The 20,948-nt window shown below is 45.2% G+C and carries 21 protein-coding genes; 11 read left to right on the plus strand and 10 right to left on the minus strand.

What is annotated here, in order from left to right; genetic code table 11:
* Window positions 1–51 precede the first annotated feature (51 nt).
* From AB4Z08_RS17195 to AB4Z08_RS17230, 8 genes are all read right to left on the minus strand, one after another.
* Window positions 52–462 carry a DUF6691 family protein gene (locus tag AB4Z08_RS17195; protein ID WP_441574997.1) on the minus strand — a complete coding sequence of 137 codons (411 nt, stop codon included), beginning with the start codon at window positions 460–462 and terminating at the stop codon, window positions 52–54.
* A gap of 1 nt (window position 463) precedes the next feature.
* Window positions 464–1,039, minus strand: a complete 576-nt coding sequence (locus AB4Z08_RS17200; RefSeq protein ID WP_441574998.1) for a YeeE/YedE family protein — start codon at window positions 1,037–1,039, stop codon at window positions 464–466.
* 138 nt (window positions 1,040–1,177) lie between these two features.
* Window positions 1,178–1,450, minus strand: a complete 273-nt coding sequence (locus AB4Z08_RS17205) for a GNAT family N-acetyltransferase (protein WP_441574999.1) — start codon at window positions 1,448–1,450, stop codon at window positions 1,178–1,180.
* Between the two features lie 10 nt (window positions 1,451–1,460).
* Complete coding sequence (locus tag AB4Z08_RS17210) at window positions 1,461–1,904, minus strand: (4Fe-4S)-binding protein (protein ID WP_441575000.1); 444 nt, start codon at window positions 1,902–1,904, stop codon at window positions 1,461–1,463.
* Window positions 1,905–1,906: 2 nt separating this feature from the next.
* The gene (locus AB4Z08_RS17215) at window positions 1,907–2,308 is read right to left on the minus strand and encodes an OsmC family protein (RefSeq protein WP_441575001.1); all 402 of its coding nucleotides are present in this window, start codon (window positions 2,306–2,308) and stop codon (window positions 1,907–1,909) included.
* A 9-nt stretch (window positions 2,309–2,317) separates the two neighbouring features.
* Entirely contained in the window at window positions 2,318–2,947 is a 630-nt protein-coding gene (locus tag AB4Z08_RS17220) for an alpha/beta hydrolase (RefSeq protein WP_441575002.1), read from the minus strand.
* A 1-nt stretch (window position 2,948) separates the two neighbouring features.
* A complete protein-coding gene (locus tag AB4Z08_RS17225; RefSeq protein WP_441575003.1) occupies window positions 2,949–3,881 on the minus strand; it encodes a ring-cleaving dioxygenase in 933 nt (310 codons plus the stop codon).
* Between the two features lie 109 nt (window positions 3,882–3,990).
* A complete protein-coding gene (locus AB4Z08_RS17230; protein WP_441575004.1) occupies window positions 3,991–4,524 on the minus strand; it encodes a YceI family protein in 534 nt (177 codons plus the stop codon).
* Between the two features lie 323 nt (window positions 4,525–4,847).
* Here AB4Z08_RS17230 and AB4Z08_RS17235 point away from each other — a divergent pair, with 323 nt between their 5' ends.
* From AB4Z08_RS17235 to AB4Z08_RS17275, 9 genes are all read left to right on the plus strand, one after another.
* Window positions 4,848–6,302, plus strand: coding sequence for a TolC family protein (locus tag AB4Z08_RS17235; protein ID WP_441575005.1), 1,455 nt, complete (start codon window positions 4,848–4,850; stop codon window positions 6,300–6,302).
* Window positions 6,303–6,315: 13 nt separating this feature from the next.
* A complete protein-coding gene (locus tag AB4Z08_RS17240) occupies window positions 6,316–7,305 on the plus strand; it encodes an HlyD family secretion protein (RefSeq protein ID WP_441575006.1) in 990 nt (329 codons plus the stop codon).
* Window positions 7,302–8,474: an ABC transporter permease gene (locus AB4Z08_RS17245; protein WP_441575007.1), complete on the plus strand. Its 1,173-nt coding sequence runs from the start codon at window positions 7,302–7,304 to the stop codon at window positions 8,472–8,474. The genes AB4Z08_RS17240 and AB4Z08_RS17245 overlap by 4 nt, the downstream gene beginning before the upstream one ends.
* Entirely contained in the window at window positions 8,467–9,642 is a 1,176-nt protein-coding gene (locus tag AB4Z08_RS17250; protein WP_441575008.1) for an ABC transporter permease, read from the plus strand. Before AB4Z08_RS17245 ends, AB4Z08_RS17250 begins: the two co-directional genes overlap by 8 nt.
* Window positions 9,643–9,645: 3 nt before the next feature.
* Window positions 9,646–11,013, plus strand: a complete 1,368-nt coding sequence (locus AB4Z08_RS17255) for an exonuclease domain-containing protein (RefSeq protein WP_441575009.1) — start codon at window positions 9,646–9,648, stop codon at window positions 11,011–11,013.
* Between the two features lie 123 nt (window positions 11,014–11,136).
* Window positions 11,137–12,066, plus strand: coding sequence for a phosphoribosylaminoimidazolesuccinocarboxamide synthase (locus AB4Z08_RS17260; RefSeq protein WP_441575010.1), 930 nt, complete (start codon window positions 11,137–11,139; stop codon window positions 12,064–12,066).
* A 60-nt stretch (window positions 12,067–12,126) separates the two neighbouring features.
* Window positions 12,127–12,702: a DcrB-related protein gene (locus AB4Z08_RS17265; protein WP_441575011.1), complete on the plus strand. Its 576-nt coding sequence runs from the start codon at window positions 12,127–12,129 to the stop codon at window positions 12,700–12,702.
* A gap of 154 nt (window positions 12,703–12,856) precedes the next feature.
* Window positions 12,857–14,653: an ABC transporter ATP-binding protein gene (locus tag AB4Z08_RS17270; RefSeq protein WP_441575012.1), complete on the plus strand. Its 1,797-nt coding sequence runs from the start codon at window positions 12,857–12,859 to the stop codon at window positions 14,651–14,653.
* Window positions 14,654–14,810: 157 nt separating this feature from the next.
* Complete coding sequence (locus AB4Z08_RS17275; protein WP_133809646.1) at window positions 14,811–15,251, plus strand: DUF3276 family protein; 441 nt, start codon at window positions 14,811–14,813, stop codon at window positions 15,249–15,251.
* A 133-nt stretch (window positions 15,252–15,384) separates the two neighbouring features.
* On the opposite strand, the gene pgi is transcribed toward AB4Z08_RS17275, so the two are convergent.
* Both pgi and AB4Z08_RS17285 read right to left on the minus strand, forming a co-directional pair.
* Window positions 15,385–17,043, minus strand: a complete 1,659-nt coding sequence (pgi, locus tag AB4Z08_RS17280) for a glucose-6-phosphate isomerase (protein WP_441575013.1) — start codon at window positions 17,041–17,043, stop codon at window positions 15,385–15,387.
* A gap of 44 nt (window positions 17,044–17,087) precedes the next feature.
* Window positions 17,088–17,891, minus strand: a complete 804-nt coding sequence (locus tag AB4Z08_RS17285) for a hypothetical protein (protein WP_441575014.1) — start codon at window positions 17,889–17,891, stop codon at window positions 17,088–17,090.
* A 134-nt stretch (window positions 17,892–18,025) separates the two neighbouring features.
* On the opposite strand from AB4Z08_RS17285, the gene prfB reads away from it, so the two are divergent.
* A protein-coding gene (gene prfB, locus AB4Z08_RS17290; RefSeq protein ID WP_441575015.1) for a peptide chain release factor 2 occupies window positions 18,026–19,121 on the plus strand; the annotation gives its coding sequence in 2 pieces (ribosomal slippage) (window positions 18,026–18,085 and window positions 18,087–19,121; 1,095 coding nt in all).
* Window positions 19,122–19,281: 160 nt separating this feature from the next.
* Complete coding sequence (pruA, locus tag AB4Z08_RS17295; protein WP_441575016.1) at window positions 19,282–20,913, plus strand: L-glutamate gamma-semialdehyde dehydrogenase; 1,632 nt, start codon at window positions 19,282–19,284, stop codon at window positions 20,911–20,913.
* Window positions 20,914–20,948: the final 35 nt, after the last annotated feature.

Genomic DNA, 20,948 nt, shown 5'->3' on the forward strand with positions numbered 1-20,948 from the left:
CAGAGAATTGCAACTACAGCTTCAAGGGCCAGCTCCTTGAAGCTTTCTTTTTTAATGAGGTAATTTAGATTTCAACGCACCATATACCCAGGTGCCTGCAATAGCACTCAATAAAGTAATCACTACTACTGTAAAACCAGTGCCAATCTGTGCAAAGAGTGGTCCCGGACAAGCCCCTGTGATAGCCCATCCCAGTCCGAATATCAGGCCGCCGAAAACCTGCCCTTTATTAAATGTTTTCGGTGCTACCGTAATAGGATCACCGGCAATTGTTTTTATATTGAATCGTTTGATCAGCTGCAGTGAAATAATACCTGTTACCACCGCTGTACCAATAACGCCATACATATGAAAAGAAGTCAGTTGAAACATTTCCTGTATCCGGAACCAGCTGATCACCTGCGCTTTCACCAGCACTATACCAAAGAAAATACCTGCTATCAGAAATTTTATATTCTTCATCTTAATTAAAACATTTAAAAATAAAAGGGATCAATACATTGGCGCTGAAAAATCCTCCGGCCATAAAGCAGCAGGTAGCTACCAGGGAAGGCCATTGCAGGTTAGACATGCCCATAATAGAATGCCCGGAAGTACAACCACCGGCATAACGGGTACCAAAACCTACCAGGAAGCCACCGAATACAAAAAAGATCAATCCTTTCCAGGTAAAAAGATTGGACCAGCTGAATATTTCCGGCGGCAGGAGCGCACTATAGTCATGTACACCGTAAGTGGCCAGCCGTTCCTGTGTGGCGGCGGCTACCTGTATGTCGTTGCCATCCTGCAGGAAATGCCCTGCGAGGAAACCACCGAGCATTATACCCGCTACAAAGAAGAGATTCCAGGATTCCTTTTTCCAGTCGTATTTGAAAAATGAAATATTGGCCGGGAAACACGCAGCGCAGATATGCCGCAGCGATGAAGAAATACCAAAGGCCTTATTGCCCAGTATCAACAACGCCGGCACCGTAAGCCCTATTAACAGCCCCGACAACGACCAATGCCAGGGTTGCTGGATGAATTTTAATAGTTGCATAAAGAGGATTGTTTTGGTGAAATTACGAATTAGGAATTACGAATTACGGATTTGTGAGTAGACATAAGCGGAAAGCTATTATTCCGGTTTACTATCTACTCACAAATCCGTAATTCGTAATTCCTATTTCGTAATTATTTACAGGAGATCATTATACTCCGGATGTCTTTTCATATAGGCATTTACGTAAGGGCAATAAGGTTTTACCTTCAGGTGATTTTCCCTTGCATATTCCAGTACATATTTAGCCAGTTGCCCGGCAATACCTTTGCCCTCCAGCTCCGGCGGTACTTCTGTGTGAACATAGGCGATACCACCCGGAAACAGTGTATAGGCAATCAGTGCAGTATGTCCATCCACCACTGTTTCAAACTGATGTTTGGCAGTATTGTTTTGAATAGTGAGCTCCATATCGGGTGCTTTAAGATTTGTCGGAGAAATTGATTTTAGTATGGGTACCATCGCAGTAAGGTTTGTTGGAAGACCCTCCACAACGGCAAAAAGCGGTGACTTTGTTTTTATGTGTTTCTTTGCCGTTGGCATCTCTTACAACAATATTACCGTACACCAGCAGCGGGCCGTTGGGCGTGGGTTCTACAATGCTTTCCGCAGAAATTTGTGGTTCTGTGCCTCCCTGAGCGGCTACTTCCGCATTCATGAAATAGGTAAGCGCACCAGAAGGGCAATGCTTTACCTGCGTTACAATTTCTTCTGTAGTGGCAGCTGCTGCATTGATCCAGGGTTTCTGGTTTGGGTTAAATACTGCCGGAAGACCATGAAAGCAAACCTCTGAATGGATACATACATTTGGCTTCCATACAATTGTGACGTCGCCATTGGTGTAGTGTTTGGTAATGTCTTTCATCGTTAAACAGCTTTTGTATTCACTATAATAGGATTGCTCAGTATTTTATGAACAGGGCAGGAGTGGGCTATCTGTAATAGCCTGGCCAGCTGTTCTTCCGTCAGGTTGCCGGTAAAATGAACTTCCATATCTATCACAGTAGTGAGCGGATCCGGCTTGCCTTCACTATTGAATCGTAGCTCCACTTCCACATTATCCAGCGGCCATTTTTTCCGGTTAGCATACATCTTTACTGTTACTGCGGTGCAGGCGCCCAAACTACTTAGGAGCAATTCTCCGGGCTGAGGGCCGGTGTCACCGCCACCTGCTTCCTCTGGTTCGTCTGCCAGCCAGCGATGATCCCTTGCTTCTATTGATACCTGGTAGGGATGCCCGGATAAATTTATTTTAACTTCCTGGTCCATGTGTTTTTTTTACTGAAAATGATTGGCCATCCATTCGGCGGCTAACGTAATATCCTGGTGTACCAGGTTATGACCTGTATTGATATTGTAGGCGCTTACCTGGAATCCATTTGCACTTAACAGGGCTGCATAGGCAGCCGTAGCGGCCGGGTCTACCATACCGTCTTCTGTTCCGGAACTCATGAACACGGGTTGCTGCCGCTGGGTTTCAAAAGAGTCTTCCAGGCCGCTGAGCGGCTGCATAGGGCGAAATAACACTGCCCCGGCCAGCAACTCAGGATACAAAATTAGTGCGGCCCCTGCAATGTTGGCGCCGTTGGAATAGCCTACTGCAATTAGTTTGTTGATATCAAAACCTTCTGTTGCAGCCAGCTCTTTCAGAAAATGCACCATCTCATGTGTCCTGAAATGTACATCTTCTTCATCAAATACGCCCAGGCCTAAACGGCGAAAGAAACGGGGCATGCCATTTTCTTCTACATTGCCTCTCAGACTCACTACATTGAATCCTTTTCCCAACGATCCTGCCAGCGGTAACAAATCACGCTCATCTCCACCAGTACCGTGTAATAACAGCAACGTATAGGCAGACTCGTTACCAACCGGCTCGTATACATATTGCATTGGTCTGAAATCCATATTAATCCAGTTTAATCAGTCTTTTTACAATCTCTTCCCGCTGTGCTTCGTACTGAGGTGGCAGCATCAGGTGAGTACCCAGTTCTGCTACCGGTTCATCTACTGTGAACCCCGGTACGTCCGTAGCCAGCTCAAATAAAACACCGCCCGGTTCTCTGAAATAAACAGACCGGAAGTATTTGCGATCCAGCTGCGGCGTCGCATCTAAACCACGTGCCTCCAGTAATTCCCGGTAATGCATTTGCATAGCATCATCTTTCATCCGGAAGGCAATATGATGTACACTTCCACCCGCTACATGACCACGGGGTTCGCCTTTGGCTTCTACCAGATCGATATAGTTGGCCGTATCACCGGCAGGGCTGGCGAAACGGTAACGGTTGGTGTGGTTTTTTTCAAGTTTATATCCAAATACAGATACCAGCAGATCAGCAGTAGGCTGCACATCATCCAGGGTAAGTGTTACGTGGTGAAAGCCACGCGTAGCATTTTCTTCATCCACTTCGGTAGTCACCCAGGGTTTTCTGCTGTCCGGTTTTTCCGGTACTGTTAGTTCTACTTTCAAACCATCAGGGTCTATAAAAGTCAGGTATATTTCCCCGAATTTGGAAGAAGGTTTATTGTAAATAATATTCTCTTTCTCCAGTCTTTTTAACCAGAAATCAATACTGCCTTCCGGTATAGAATACCCTATTTCAGTGGCCATATGAGTGCCCCTGCGTCCTGCCATAATATCCTCCCAGGGGAAAAAAGTAAGGATAGTACCGGGAGTACCGGTTTCATCTCCATAATAAAAATGATAAGTATGCGGGTCATCAAAATTTACGGTCTTTTTGACAAAACGTAAGCCCATTACCCGGGTATAAAAATCATAATTTTTTTTAGCATTGCCGGAGATAGCAGTAATGTGATGGAGTCCTGTTATTTCGTTCATAGTTCCGTTTTTAGAGCGGTTAGCTTTTAGCTTTTAGCTTATCATATGCTGTTCATCGCTATATTACCAACATATGATAAGCTAACAGCTAACAGCTAATAGCTAACCACTATTTTTTAATCAACTGCACTTCGCAGTATATCTTCACATCGTCACCCACCAGTACGCCGCCTGTTTCGGTGGCTGCGTTCCAGTTGAGGCCAAAATCTTTGCGATTGATTTTTCCATTGATCGTAAAACCCGCCTTGGTATTGCCCCAGGGGTCTTTCACCACGCCACCGAATTCTACGGCCAGCTTGATATTTTTGGTGACATCACGGATGGTCAGATCTCCATATAATTCATAAGAACCATCATTGTCCACATTTTCATACTTAGTAGCTTCGAATGTGATATTCCGGTATTTATTTACATCAAAGAAATCAGGCGCACGAAGATGCTTGTCGCGGTCTTCGCTACCAGTAGAAATAGCATCTACATCTATCGTTACCTTCACCTTTGCCGTCATAAAATCCTCTTCTTCCGTTTCAGCGTCCACCGTAAAGTTGTAGAATTTACCATTGATATTGGTGATCATCAGGTGGCGGATTTTGAATCCAAGTTCACTGTGGTCAGCATCTATTGCCCATTGTTGTTTTGCCATAAGTAAATGTAGTTTTAAATGATTCAATGAAAATTATTGTTGCCTCGAAAATCGCTGCAGGGCTATATCTTAACAAGCATCTATACTTATTGTTCAATGTTTTTGTATCACAAATATCGGGTGATAATGTCAGGGTTTAAATGGATCAAATACTGTAATTGATGTACTATTTACAGCAGCCATTAAAGATAAGGATTTTAAGGTAAGTACTTTATTATCAAATTATGTATAATTTTTTTCAAATACTTCAAACATTATTCATGAAATATTGTTTTGAGGTGTTAAGGTCATTTGGGAGACCTGCCTGATGAAAAGAAAACCGTATGAGATACTACTTGTTTTTATTGCCTTTAATGACCGTACTGTATACACAGGCGCAGCAAAATGGGCAACAGCTGACTTTAAAGCAATGTTATCAACTCGCAAAGCAGGGAAATACTTTAGTCCAGCAGGCACAACGATCCCTGCAGGCCCGGGAATATACGCTGCAGGCTGAAAACAGGTTATATTATCCGAAAGTGGATTTACTTGCAGGGTATAATTACCTGGGTAAACCACTGGAGATAAATCTGCAGCAGGTTAAAGACGGCGTGGTAAACGGTTCTTCCGCTCAGAGTGTAAATACTGCCAATACCGTTTTTCAGCAGGTCACCGGGCAGCCCCTTCCACAAAGCGTTAAAGATGTTATCTATAATGCAACCAAAGGTATCATCAACACATTCTATCCGGATTATAATCCTGAGCTCACCAAACAATCTTATTTTACCGCTGCCCTGGCACTCAGGCAGCCGATATACCTTGGCGGAAAAATTGCCGCCGCCCAGCAGCTGGCACGTACACAGGTAGCTGCCGGACAATTTAATCAGCAGGTAGTGGAGAAAGGGTTGTATTTCGCTATCAGCGCGCAGTACCTCCGCATACTTTACCTGAATACCATCATGGCACATGAGGAGGTGATTGTGGAAGCATTTAAGAAAAACAGGGATTACGCTACCTCCCTGAAAGATAACCAGATATTGCCACCCTACCTGCTCAACTGGGCCAGGGTAGCCTATGTACAGGCCACTAACCGCTATAGTAATCTGGGACTTGAAAAAGAAAATGCCCTGCTGGAGATGAACAACCTGCTGGGCCAGCCACTGGAAACACCCATCTTCATTGACGATACTCTGCAATATGAATTGAAGCCAGTCACCGAAACCGGTCAGCTGGAGCAGCTGCGAAACAATCCTACTTACCGACTGGTAGAAAACAAAACAGACCTGGCCAATGTAGGGTTGAAAGCTTCCCGCTCGCTGGCATTGCCCAACATATTTGCGATTGGTAGTTTGAATCTTTATCAGAAAGATTTACCCGTTACCATCCCCCCATGGCTGATTGGCGTGGAAATGCAATGGAACCTCTTCGATGGATTCCAGAAGTTCAAACGCACCAAGGCGTCTAAAATGCTGGTAGAAGAAGCTCAACTGGCGGCGGCCAATACTAAAACAACACTGGAGCTGAGACTGCGCATCGCCATGAATAAAATGAAGGCGCTGCAAAATGATGTGGCTTCACTCGATAGTGCCAGGCAACAGGCACATACCACCACGACCCTGGTAACGGACAGGATGCAGAACCAGCTGTCATCCGTAAAAGATGTAAACGATGCACTCCTGCAGGAAGAAGAAATGCAGAAGATCTATTATACCGCCGTGATGGGCTATTACCTGGCACTGGCAGAATACTGGAATGTAATTGGTACACCGGAACAATTTGCTACTTACGTTGACAGATAAACAGATATAATTCATGAGAGCTGTATTAAAAAATTACTGGGCCCTGTTAATTCCCATTGCCATATTAATTATAGCGCTGATCTTTTTTGTAAAGAAACCTGCCGCGCCGGATAAATCAGTGATAGGTATGGTAGATGCAGATTATGTAGATGTGGCAGCGGAATTTCCCGGCAGGTTGGATAGCCTGTTGGTAAAACAAGGGGATACCATCCGCAAAGGACAATTACTGGGTGTGCTCAGATCTACCGAAATAAATGCGATCCGTAACCAGGCGGAAGCTGCCATAGATGCCGCCAAGGGACAACTTACCCTGTTGCAGAAAGGCGCCAGGCCGGAAGCCATCAAAGCCGCCGATAACCTGTATAACATTACCCAGCAACAATATGAGCTGATGCAGAAAACATATCAGCGTATGCAAAACCTCTTTAATGATGATGTCATTTCCGGACAGGAAAAAGACCTGGTATATTTTAAACTGCAGGCTGCCAAAAAGGAAATGGAGACAGCCAAACTGAATATGGATATGCTGCAACAAGGCAGCAGACCAGAACTCATTACCACAGCGGCGGCCATCGTGCGACAGGCGGAGCAGGGCTATGAACTCACCAAGGCATTATCGGATAACACTTATATCCACGCGCCATCAGATGGCATCATTACCTCGATGGTGATAGAAGAAGGAGAAATCGTTTCCATCGGTTATCCGCTGATGACCATACAGAAACCCGCTACCTATCATATTACCTACAACATCCGGCAGGATGACATGAAAGCATTTCCCCTGGGCACTAAATTTAAAATGCGGGTACCAGGCTGTGAACCGGAAAGCTTTGACGCGGAAGTGTCCAAGGTGTCACCCTCCCTTACATTCGCTAACTGGGTACCGGTAAAAGATCAGGGCAAGTTTGAACTGCGCACTTTCACTGTGGACCTGAAACCCATCAATCAGGCCGATATCCGGGGACTGCGTCCTGGTATGACGGCCTCTATGATTTTGCCATGATGCTGCGTTCCATTATTAATATCACGATCAGGGAATGGAAGCGCATACTTACCCTCCCGGAACATTACCTGGTATTGCTGGTACTGCCGGCATTGGTATGCTTTCTATACGGATATATTTACCACAACCAGTTTGCCCGCGACATGCCTGTCGCCATCTGGGATGAAGCCAACTCGCCCTTATCGCGCAAGTTTAGCTTCATGCTGGAACAAACGGAAAGTATTCATATTACTCAACAGGTACATAATGAAGCTACCATAGAAGAAATGATGCAGCGGGGTGTGATCCAGGGAGCTATTCACTTCCCTGCCCGGATGGATGATCATATCAAGAGCCGGCAACCGGTATACATCACCTTGTATACTAACACGGCCGCAGTGGTAACGGGTAAACTGATTTATAAAGATGCTGCGAAAGTGTTGATCACCGCCGGTTCCGGGGTGACGCTGCAAAAATTTATGAAAACCGGTATGCCGGCCGGAAAGGCCATGGCGCTGGTACAGCCCATCAAACTCAATTCTTACCTGCTCTATAATCCGCAATTCAGCTACCTGCAGTACCTGGTACCCGGTCTTATTGCGGTAGCACTTCAAATGATGATGATCATGGTGACGGTATTGGCCATCAACCTGGAAGGCCAGAGAGGTACGCTCTGGGAGCTGAAGGAAGCGGCCAACGGCTCCGCATCTAATATCCTGCTGGGAAAAGGACTCGCATTTTTAAGTGTAAGCTGGTTGCATTATATCCTGGTCACCTGTATTGTGTATCCTGTTTTTGCCGGTGGGCGGATCGGTGGGTCCTGGGCGCTTTTCACCATCTTTACTCTCCTTATCCTGGGATGTATCAGTATAGGGTTTATGGTGTCTGCTATCGTCAGTGATGTAATGGTGTCCTGTGATCTGGGCCTGTTCTATACTTCCCCGGCTTTTGTATTCAGTGGGTTTACTTTTCCCCGCTGGGCCATGCCCTGGTACGACCAGTATTATGCATGGCTGATGCCTTTTACCCCGTTCCTCGATGGATTTTTCAAAGTGTACTTTATGCAATTGCCGTTGCACTACGTGCATAAGGAAATAGGGCAGTTGCTGATCTATATTATTGTCACATTCCCGGTGGCGCTGTTGTTTCTGCAGCGCAGATTGAATAAACTCCAATTGCAGCATGAGTGATTTTTTTCGTCATATTAGCCGGTTGTTCCTGCGGGAAGTAAAGCTGGTAGCTAAAGACCATAGCCTGTTACTCACTTTGCTGATAGCTCCGCTCCTGTATGCTTTTTTCTATGGCAGTATATATAGTTATAAGGTAGAAGAAAAAGTATTACTGGCCGTAGCGGATGATGATAAAAGTGAATTGTCGCGTACTTTTCTGCAGCAGCTCACTAAAATGCAGATTGTGGAAGTGGTGGGGGCATTGGATTTAAAGGATGCCCAGGAGAAAATGTACTACGGCGAATGCCAGGGGTTTCTCTATATTCCTAACGGTGTACAAAAGAAAGTACTGGCTTTGCAACAGGGAGATATTGTACTGGCGGTAAATGCGGCGCGGTTCCTGCCTTCCAGCGAACTGGCCGGCGCCATAACCACACTGGCACTCACAGTAGGGGCAGGGGTGCGATTAAAATATAATGAAAGGCAGGGACTGAATTCACAGATGGCGATGCGGGAGACTCAGCCGGTGAATCTTGATTACCGCCCTATGTATAATCCCCGGTCCAGCTACGGTGCTTTCCTGTTGCCCGGGTTGCTGGCGCTGATACTGCAACAGACTTTACTGATCGGCCTGGCGGAGAGCATGGCGCTTGATAAAGAGCGATTGCAAATTCCGCAAATGGTTGGTGCCGGCGGAGGTGGTTTGTCTGCCACCCTCTGGGGCAAAGGGCTTTTTTACATGATCCTTTTTTGTTGCTACGCCTTTTTCTTTATGACAGTTAATTATACCACATTGCATATCCCTTTCCGGGGTCATGCCTTTGATGTGGCCGTCGTATTTTTCATCTTCTTTTTCACACTCATACCGCTGGGAGTATGGCTGGGGAGCATGTTTCCGAGTCAGCTGATGGCTGCACAGATGATGGTTTTTTCTACCTATCCGGTATTTCTTATTGCCGGCTATGCCTGGCCTTATGAGTCGTTGCCGGTGCCGCTGCAATGGCTCTCGTCTATGGTGCCTACCACTCCGTTTCTCCGGGTGTACCAGTCTATTGTGCAAACCGGCGGTACCCTGGCCGATAATGTGCCGTCTGTACTGCATTTGCTGGGGCTATCCGCTTTTTATACGTTGCTGGCGCTGCTTGGATTAAGGCGTTTGAATAAGCAACAACAATCCCTATCTTTGTAACGGATGTATGCAATTGTAGATATAGAAACGACAGGCGGCCATGCCAGCGCCAATGGTATTACGGAAATCGCCGTTTTCCTGTATGACGGGAAGGAAATCACACAGCATTACCAAACCCTGGTGAACCCTGGTATCCCCATTCCTTATTACATAGAATCACTGACCGGTATCAGTAATAGTATGGTAGCGGAAGCGCCGCCCTTTGAAGCGATCGCACCCCTGTTATATGATTTGCTGAAAGACCGGATCTTTGTGGCACATAATGTAAACTTCGACTACTCCTTTATAAAGCACCAGCTGGGTAATGCAGGCTATGATCTGCAATGCAAAAAGCTGTGTACGGTAAGACTGGGACGTAAAATATTTCCCGGCCTGAAATCCTATAGTCTCGGCAACATCTGCCGGCACTTCAGTATTCCGGTCAATGGCCGTCACCGCGCAGGCGGAGATGCAGAAGCCACCACACAGCTTTTCGGTCTGATGTTGGCCAACGACAAAGAAAAGGTGATCGCTGCTGCCTTAAAGGTTGGATCCAAGGAACAGTTCCTGCCACCTAATCTGCCACCGGAACAGGTGAAGTCCCTGCCAGACCGGCCAGGCGTATACTATTTCCATGATCAGAAAGGAAAGATCGTATACGTGGGCAAAGCCAAAGATCTGAAGAAGCGCGTCAACAGCCATTTTACAGGCAATAGCACCAGCCGGCAACGACAGAATTTTTTACGTACCATTCATAGCATTACCCACCAGGAAACAGCTACCGAGTTAATGGCCTGTATATTGGAGTCGGTAGAGATCAAGCGCCTGTGGCCTGTTTTCAACTATTCCCAGAAAAGAGTAGAGTTCAGATATGGTTTCTACCTGTTCGAAGACCAGCAGGGTTACCTGAGATTGGCCATAGAAAAGAAACGGAAGTATTCGCACCCGGTGCATAGCTTTAACCTGTTAATAGACGGACACCGGTTGTTACGCTCGCTCATCAGGGAATTTGAGCTATGCCCCAAATTGTGTTTCCTCCAGAAAGGTAATGGTACCTGTGCCGGTATTACCGCTGCTACCTGTAAGGGCGCCTGTGAAAAAGCAGAAGCGCCGGCTACCTATAATGAACGCATGAAAGCGGCCATCGCCTTCCTGCAGGAACAACAACCATCTGTGATCATTGTAGACAAAGGCCGCCACAGCAACGAGAAAAGCTGTATCCTCATGGAGAAAGGCCGTTTTTACGGAATGGGCTATATGCCTGCAGAAGTGAATACCACCGAAGTAGAAGCGTTCCGGGAATACCTGATCCCATATGCCGAAAATGAGGTGATCATTAGCCTGCTCAGGCCATATGCCAGCAACAGTCGGCAGCTGGCGGGCATGAGCTAAATGATCAGTTTTACCGGCGTCAGGAAAAAAAAATCCGCAATCGCAAAAAATCATGTGATTCCTGATTACTTTTGCAACTCGTAACCGTGATTTTCATCTTTAATTATTAATATTTTTTTATTCATGTTAGAGTCAAGTTTCAAATTGCCAGGTCAAACTGCCTTTTACAAAGGAAAAGTACGCGATGTTTACACCATTGAAGACAGGCTGATGGTAATGGTAGTAAGTGATCGTATCTCTGCATTTGACGTAGTATTGCCCCGCCCGATTCCATTCAAAGGTCAGGTGTTGAACCAGGTAGCCGCCATTATGCTGGAAGCTACTAAGGACATCGTTCCTAACTGGGTAAAATCATCACCACTGCCAAATGTAACGATCGGACTGAAATGTGAAACTTTCCCGGTGGAAATGGTGGTACGTGGAAACCTTACCGGCCATGCCTGGAGAACTTACAAATCCGGCGAACGTGTACTGTGCGGTGTTACAATGCCGGAAGGCCTGAAGGAAAACGACTTCTTCCCAACACCCATCATTACCCCAACTACCAAAGCGCACGAAGGACATGACGAAGATATTTCCCGTGAAGAAATCATTGCGCAGGGACTGGTAAGCAAAGAAGACTACGAGCAACTGGAAAAGTACACCCTCGCACTGTTTGAAAGAGGTAAGGAAATGGCCAAAGCACGTGGACTGATCCTGGTAGATACCAAATACGAGTTTGGTAAAATCGGTGATACCATCTATGTGATTGATGAAATTCATACACCGGATTCTTCCCGTTATTTCTATGCGGAAGGATACGAAGAAAACCAGAAAAATGGTACACAGCAGAAACAGCTCAGCAAAGAGTTTGTTCGCGAGTGGCTGATGGCAAATGGTTTCCAGGGTAAAGACGGACAACAGGTGCCGGAAATGACAGATGAATTTGTAAGCAGCGTAAGTGAGCGTTACATTGAGCTGTTCGAAAATATTACCGGTCAGAAATTTGTGAAAGAAGAAGTGGCGGCTGCGGATGCAGAATCCAGAATAATAGCTGCACTGAAAAGTTTATAATCATTTTAGTCGCTCCGGTGTTGCGTGAATGCCGGAGCGATTTTATCCCTTATGTGCACGATGAAAATACAATTACTCTCCGCGGCAGTTTGTTTGTTAAGCATTACCGCCTGTAACAATAGCTCCAAATCTCCCAAAGAATTAAGCTCCGCTGAAATACTGGAACACGCCGGAAAAGCACCGGGCATGAATGCCGGCAACGGTACCTTCACCGTGCAAACACCTGAAGGCTGGACCAAGAAGGATACGGTGATCAGCCGGGTGGAATATACCTTTATGATGGCACCATTGCAGCCAGGCAACGCATTTCAGGCCAACGTAAATATCATTACCCAGGAGCTGAAAAGTGGGTCTACGCTGGATAAATACATGGCTACCACCCAACAGGAAATGCAAAACTACTTCGACAACTACAAGAAGCTCGACGATGGAGAACGCACCGTGACCGATGTGAAAGCGAAATGGATGAAATGCCAGTACGTTCACAAGGAAACGGGAACAAAACTGAATATAGTCGTGACGATACTGGTAAAGAATAATATTGCCTATGCCATTACACTGACTACCCTTGCCGATGAACTCGAAAAATATGCGCCGCAACTCGATGGAATACTGAATTCCTTCGCAGCGAAATAAGCGAAAGCTTAAGGCAGAAAGTAAAAAGCTATTGTAGAGAAGACTTAAGCGTATTTGTAAATAATCGCTTCTATCTTCGCTACAATAGCTTTTTACTTTCTGCCTTCCGCTTTCTGCTACTTATACCTTAATTTTGTTCCTAAAGCATTCACCATTGAAACACCTTGCGGCACTTAATAAATATTTTCTCTCCAATAAATGGCGACTGATCCTGGGATTGTTGTTTACTGCGATATCCATTGTCTTCAGCGTTTTTCAACCTATTATGGTCAGACAGATTTTTGATCTGCTCTCTCACAATATTGACGAATACAGACTGTTGAGTGATACACCGCTGAAAGGCGCATTCCGGGCGGATTTTACCCATGTGCTGGCATTTTATGGCGTCAGCATTCTGATCTTTGCATTACTTAGTGGATTCTTTCTTTTTCTGCAAAGACAAACACTGATCGTGATGAGTCGCCATATAGAGTACGACCTGAAGAATGAAGTATATCAGCATTATCAGAAGCTGGACCTGAATTTTTTCAAAATGCATCGTACGGGTGACCTGATGAGCCGTATCACGGAAGATGTATCACGCGTACGCATGTACGTAGGACCGGCTATTATGTATGCTTCCCGTACCTTGTTCCTCATTGTGATCATTGTGTACCTGATGCTGGAAGTAAATCCTTTACTGACACTATATACTTTGTCACCGCTGCCTTTGCTGGCATTGACTATTTACTACGTTAACCGGATCATTCACCGGAAAAGCGAAAGGATACAATCACAGTTGTCTAATATCACTTCCATTGCGCAGGAATCATACAGCGGTATCCGGGTGATAAAATCCTACATACAGGAAGACGCCAGTGCTAAACATTTTGAGGAAGCCAGCGAAGCGTATAAAGACAGCTCTATCAGTCTGGCGAAGACAGATGCCCTGTTTCAGCCTACCATGGCCTTAATGATCGGATTAAGCGTTATACTCACCATTTTCATTGGTGGTATCCAGGTGATTCATGGCAACATCACCGTGGGCAACCTGGCGGAGTTTGTGATTTACGTGAATATGCTGATGTTTCCCTTCTTTTCCATCGGAATGGTAGCATCCATGATACAACGTGCGGCTGCCTCACAGCAACGTATAAACGAATTTTTACAGATGGAGCCGGTTATTAAGGATGCTCCCAATGCCAAAGCTGCGAAACTGCAGGGAGGGGTACGATTGGAAAATGTAACCTTTACGTATCCGCATACCGGTATTACCGCCATCCGCAATTTCAATCTGCACATTGCCCCCGGACAGAAAGTGGCGATTATTGGACGAACAGGTGCAGGCAAGAGTACGCTGGCCCAATTGCTCATCCGTATGTACGATCCGCAGGAAGGAAAGGTAATGGTAGATGAGCACGATGTACGTTACCTGGAGCTGTCTAATCTGCGTGGTCAGATCAGTTATGTACCACAGGACGTGTTCCTGTTTTCCGACAGCATTGCCAATAACATTCGGTTCGGAGATCCTTCCGCCAATTTGCAGACCGTACAAACGGCCGCCAGGCAGGCATCTGTAGAAAAAGATATTCTCGGTTTCAATGAAGGGTTTGATACGGAAATAGGAGAGCGGGGGGTAACACTCAGCGGCGGACAGAAGCAGCGTATTTCCATCGCCCGCGCCCTCATCAAGGATCCGCATATTCTTATCTTTGACGATTGCCTGTCTGCTGTAGATGCGCGTACCGAAAAAGAGATCATAGGCAACCTGTACGCCTATCTGAAAAATAAAACCGCTATCATCATTACCCACCGCATCTTTGCGTTATTTGAATTCGATAAAATCATTGTGCTGGATGAAGGAAAGATCGTAGAAGAAGGTACGCATAATGATTTATTATCATTGAATGGATATTACGCAGAGTTATACGCGCGCCAGCAATCCGGAGAAGACGAAAGCATAACTGAATAACAATCATGTTCTTGTATATCCCCTACGGAGGCCGGTTACACGCGGCTTTTATGATTTTTCAAAATCATTTAAAAATATTTTGATATTTGTAAAACAATAGTATATTTGTCTCTTATTGTAACAGGATTTGATTCGTTAACACTTAAATCTATCAACTGTGGCGTACGAAAACAACAATCAACAGGAAAGAAACAATGATAGCATCTTTTCTAAACGATTGAAAGCGGGCAAAAGAAGAACGTACTTCTTTGATGTAAAGACCACTCGGGGAAACGACTATTTTCTTACTATAACAGAAAGTAAGAAACGTTTTAATGACAACGGTTATGACAGGCATAAAGTATTCCTGTACAAGGAAGACTTTAACAAGTTCCTGAACGCACTAACCGAAACCATCAACTATGTTAAGACTGAGTTGATGCCCGATTTCGACTTTGATGCCTACAACCATGATTATGTGCAGGAAGAACAGGACGAAACAGAAGCAGATGGATCTGAAGTACGCGCTTCAGCAGCTGTGGAAGAAGAAGTTGTTCCTGTTGAGGCGTCAGTAGCCGCCCCGGCTTCACATAGCTCAGACGAGGTAGACAAATGGTAAGATTTTTTACTTAAATTTTTTACTTAAAAATAATAGGCAACCCCCGGATTTCTCCGGGGGTTTTTCTTTGGGATAAAGAGAAAAGGGGAAGGCTTTCGCTTTCCCCTTTTCTCTTTACATATGTTACAAAGTACTATGCTTTGGTCCGCATCCCTTTCCAGGCGTTGATCAAACCATTGGTACTGGCATCATGATTTAACACTATGTCATTATTCTCCAGCTCCGGCAGTATTTTACTGGCCAATTGTTTACCCAGTTCCACACCCCATTGATCAAAGCTATAGATATTCCAGATGACACCCTGCACGAAGATCTTATGCTCGTATAGGGCTATCAGTGAACCCAGTGAGCGGGGAGTGATTTTCTTTAGCAGGAATGAGTTGGTAGGGCGGTTGCCGCTGAATATTTTAGAAGGTAATATCTTAGCAATTTCATCTGCCAGTACATTATCCTTTTCCAGTTTAGCACGTACTTCCGCTTCGGTTTGGCCATTCATCAGTGCTTCTGTTTGCGCAAAGAAGTTGGACAACAGTTTAACATGATGATCACCGATAGGGTTATGGCTGATAGCCGGTGCGATAAAGTCGCAGGGGATCAGGCGTGTACCCTGGTGAATGAGTTGGTAGAAGGCATGTTGTCCGTTGGTACCTGGTTCACCCCATACGATAGGGCCGGTTTCATAACTAACGGGCTTGCCTAAACGATCTGCTGATTTACCATTGCTTTCCATATTTCCCTGTTGGAAATATGCAGCAAAGCGGTGCATGTACTGGTCATAAGGAAGGATTGCTTCGGTAGCACTGCCAAAGAAGTTACCATACCAGATACCTATCAGCGCCATGATAGCGGGAATATTCTGTTCCAGTGGTGTACGGGAGAAGTGATTATCTGCCGCATGTGCACCATCCAGTAATTCGGTGAAGTTTTCGAAGCCAATAGTCAGCGCTATAGACAAGCCAATAGCGGACCAGAGGGAGTAACGGCCACCTACCCAATCCCAGAACTCAAACATGTTGGTAGGGTCGATACCGAAAGCAGTTACCGCTTTTTCGTTGGTAGATAATGCCGCAAAATGTTTGGCTACAAACTTTTCGTCTTTTGCATGGTCCAGGAACCAGCTGCGCGCAGTATGTGCGTTAGTCATGGTTTCCTGTGTGGTAAAGGTTTTGGAGGCTATCAGAAACAGTGTTTCATCCGGTGTTATTTTCTTCAGCGTTTCAGCGATGTGGGTGCCATCTACGTTGGAAACAAAGTAGGTCTGAATATTCGGTTTCCAGTAAGGCTTCAGTGCCTCTGTTACCATCACCGGGCCGAGGTCGGAGCCACCGATACCGATGTTTACAATATAACGTATAGGCTTACCCGTATATCCTTTCCATTCACCTGAATGTATCTGGCGGCAGATGTGATCCATTTTGTTCAGTACTGCTTTTACATCCGGCATTACATCGCGGCCATCCAGTAAAACGGGTTTATCCGAAGTGTTACGCAATGCGGTATGCAGTACTGCACGATTTTCTGTTACATTGATTTTCTCTGCACCAAACATAGCTTTGATTGCATCAGCTACGCCGCATTCAGCGGCAAGGCTTAACAACAGGGTGCGGGTATCTTCAGTGATGATATTCTTGGAATAATCAAAAAGGATGTCTTCAAACTGTAGAGAGAACTCACCGAAGCGTTCTTTATTTTCCATAAACAAGGCGCGCATATGCACCTTTTTCATTTCTTCGGCGTGCTTCTTTAAAGCATCCCACGATTTAGTGGTAGTTGGATTGGTAGATGGAAACATAGTATTGTATATATTAAATGCGCATCAAAAATAATCTTTTAGTATCAGGATTTCTGTTTCCTATAGAATTGCCAGGAAATTGTTATCGCAATAATTCCAATGGCAATGATACAGGCATGGATAATATAATTCTCATCCAGCACGTCTGCCGCTTTTCTTTTTACCAGGATGCCATAAAATGCCCATACACTAACAAGCGCGTAAACGATATTGTTGCGTAGCAGTATCATGGCCATACTGGCGAGTGTGCCTGCGCCTATCATGATAATCGTCCATATAATCTGGCTGTGGAGGTTGCCTTCCCAGCCGGCATACACCAGCAGTGTGGTTAGGTTGGCGATAGTGGCAATAGCAATCCATCCGAGGTAAAGACTGAAAGGAAAATGAATGAATACTTTTTCGGGCAGGGTAGCGGGGGCGGTGCCAATACTGAAGTTCAGCTGTATAATCACCAGAGAGATCAGCAGCATCAGCATAATAACCATACTTACAGGTATCAGGTGATAGTGCCACGCAAATAGCCAGCAGGCATTGGCTACTGATGAAATGAGAAACCAGTCTTTCATTTTTTGCATCAGTCGCGAGAGTGCTTCGGGATGTTTATCAGAGAATGCCAGCCATAGTTGATATATAATAAATGCAAGTAGTGAAAGATAGATAATGCCCCATATAAAAAACGTAAAACCAGCTGGTACAAAAAGGTTGGGATATTCCTCCGATATCTGTGCAGTAGTTTTGCCGTTAATGGGAAGTGCCACTGCCAGTACGTTTGCAGCTATCATTATAATATACCCGAGCGTGTTGAATATGGATTTATTTTTGAAGTGGAGGGTTTCATGGCTTACCATAATAGATGGGTACTTTTTATAATATTAGCGACATGGTTACCATGTTGTCACGCAAATATTATGCTAAAATGGACAATAAAACAAAGTTCCGTGACATTAGCAGATATCTGTATTTTTACATACATTTGCCAGCTATGACAGCTGAGCAACTTAAAGCTATGAGGGACCGTTTATATGTCCTGGGAGGTTTTCTTTAACGTACCTGACCGATTAGCTAAAATAGAAAACGACAAACAACTAAGCCTGGCGCCCGGATTCTGGGATGACAACGTCAGAGCCACTTCGATTCTGAAGGAAATTAAGGTAAACAAATATTGGGTTGACCTTTACGATCATGTAAACGCTGCTATCGATGATAGTGCCGTATTGAATGATTTTTTCAAAGAAGGAGAAGCTTCCGAGGAAGAAGTAGAACAGGCCTATGGTGCTGCTGTAGCGGCATTGGACGATCTGGAATTTAAATCTACTTTGAACCAGCCGGAAGATGAAATGCCTGCAGTATTAACCATTAACTCTGGTGCAGGCGGCACAGAAAGCCAGGATTGGGCTGAAATGCTGCTGCGTATGTACCGCATGTATGGTGAAAAACAAGGTTGGAAAGTATCAGAAATTGATACGCAGTATGGTGATGGTGCCGGGATTAAATCCGCTACACTGGAATTTGATGGTGACTTTGCTTACGGTCATCTGAAAGCAGAAAGCGGTGTGCATCGTCTGGTACGTATTTCACCATTTGACTCCAATGCCCGCCGGCACACGTCTTTTGCCTCCGTATATGTGTATCCGTTAGTAGACAATACTATCGAGATTGCTGTCAACCCCGCAGACCTGGAATGGGAATTTTACCGTTCAGGTGGTAAGGGAGGACAGAACGTAAACAAGGTAGAAACAGCCGTACGTTTGAAGCACGTTCCTTCAGGTATCATCATCGAATGTCAGCAGGCACGTACACAGGGAGAGAACCGCGAAAAGGCACTCACCATGTTAAAGTCACGCCTGTATGAAGAAGAGATCCGTAAAAGAGAAGAGCTGAAAAATGCAGCCAACGCCAACAAACGCAAAATCGAATGGGGCTCACAGATCAGGTCATACGTATTCCATCCGTATAAAATGATCAAAGATCACCGTACCGATTTTGAAGTAGGTAACGTAGGTCCTGTTATGGACGGCGAACTGAACGGATTTGTCAAAGCATATCTGATGATGCAGAAGGAAGAGGACAATAATTAATAAGTATCTACTAATAATTAATAAGCGCGTAGGCGTTGTAACCATTAATTTTGCAGCGGAAACAAAACACGTAATCATTTGTTTATTTGGTTGTTTGTTATCTGGATGTTTGATTCAGCAGACAAATAACCAAATAAACGAATATTAAAATCAGGTTACAATGAATACAGGATACTTTGAGTACGCAGCGCCGGCTAATGAGCCCGTGTTGTCTTATGCGCCCGGTTCCGCTGAGAGAATTGCACTAAAGAAACAATTAGCCGCATTTAAGGGAGAAGTAGCTGATATACCAATGTACATCGGCGGTAAAGAAGTACGTACAGGTAATACCGTAGACCTGCGTCCCCCGCATGAAACCAAACACAAATTAGGTCAATTCCATGTGGGTGATGCCTCTCACGTGAAATCCGCCATTGCAGCAGCTTTGGAAGCACGTGAAAAATGGGCTAATATGGATTGGGAACAACGTGCCGGCATCTTCCTGCGCGCCGCAGAACTCCTCGCCACCAAATACCGCTACCACATCAATGCTGCTACCATGCTTGGACAAAGCAAAAATGCTTACCAGGCTGAAATAGACAGTGCTTGCGAACTGATCGACTTCCTTCGTTATAATGTACACTTCCTGAGTGAAATTTACCGTCAACAGCCGGTATGCGCGCCTGGTATCCATAACAGGGTAGAATACCGTCCACTGGAAGGTTTCGTACTGGCCGTAACGCCGTTTAACTTTACCGCTATTGCCGGTAACCTCCCTGCCTCTGCTGCCATGTGCGGTAATGTGGTGGTATGGAAACCCGCCAATACCCAGGTATTTGCTGCACAGGTATTCATGAAGGTAATGATCGAAGCAGGTTTACCTGATGGCGTTATCAACCTGGTATATGCCGGCGGTCCGCTTATCGGCGAAATCTGTTTTGCAGATCCTCATTTCGCAGGTATCCACTTCACCGGTTCTACAGGTGTATTCCAGACCATGTGGAAGACCATCGGTGAAAACATCCATAAATACAAAACTTATCCGCGCATAGTGGGTGAAACAGGTGGTAAAGATTTCGTGCTCATTCACAAATCAGCCGATGTTGATATTGCCGTTACCGCTTTAGCCCGCGGCGCATTCGAATACCAGGGCCAGAAATGTTCTGCTGCCTCCCGTGCATACATACCAAACAATCTTGCTGACGATATAAAATCAAAATTGGTAGCTGAACTGAAAACCATGAAAATGGGGACTACAGAGGATTTCAGCAACTTTATCAATGCAGTGATCGATGAACGTTCTTTCGATAAAATTGCGAAGTACATCGATAATGCGAAACAAGATCCTGCAGCGAAAATCATTGCAGGCGGTAACTACAATAAATCAGAAGGTTACTTCATTGAACCTACTGTTATTGAAACCACCGATCCTAAGTATGTAACCATGTGTGAGGAAATCTTCGGACCAGTGCTGACTATACATGTATACGAAGCAGATAAATTCGAAGAGATTATGCAGATAGTAGATACCACTTCCGAATACGCATTAACCGGTGCTATCATTGCACAGGATCGTTATGCAGTGGAACTGGCTACCCGCAAACTGGTGAACAGTGCAGGTAACTTCTACATCAATGACAAGCCAACCGGCGCCGTTGTAGGACAGCAGCCATTTGGCGGTGCCCGTGCATCCGGTACCAACGATAAGGCAGGTTCTATGCTGAACCTCTACCGTTGGTTGAGTGCAAGAAGCATCAAAGAAACTTTTGTACCAGCTACCGATTACCGGTATCCGTTCCTGAAAGAAGCTTAGTAAATGTTCATGATTTATATCAAGGCGGTGGATCT

The organism is Chitinophaga sp. RAB17 (assembly GCF_052114225.1).
Taxonomy (GTDB): Bacteria; Bacteroidota; Bacteroidia; order Chitinophagales; family Chitinophagaceae; genus Chitinophaga.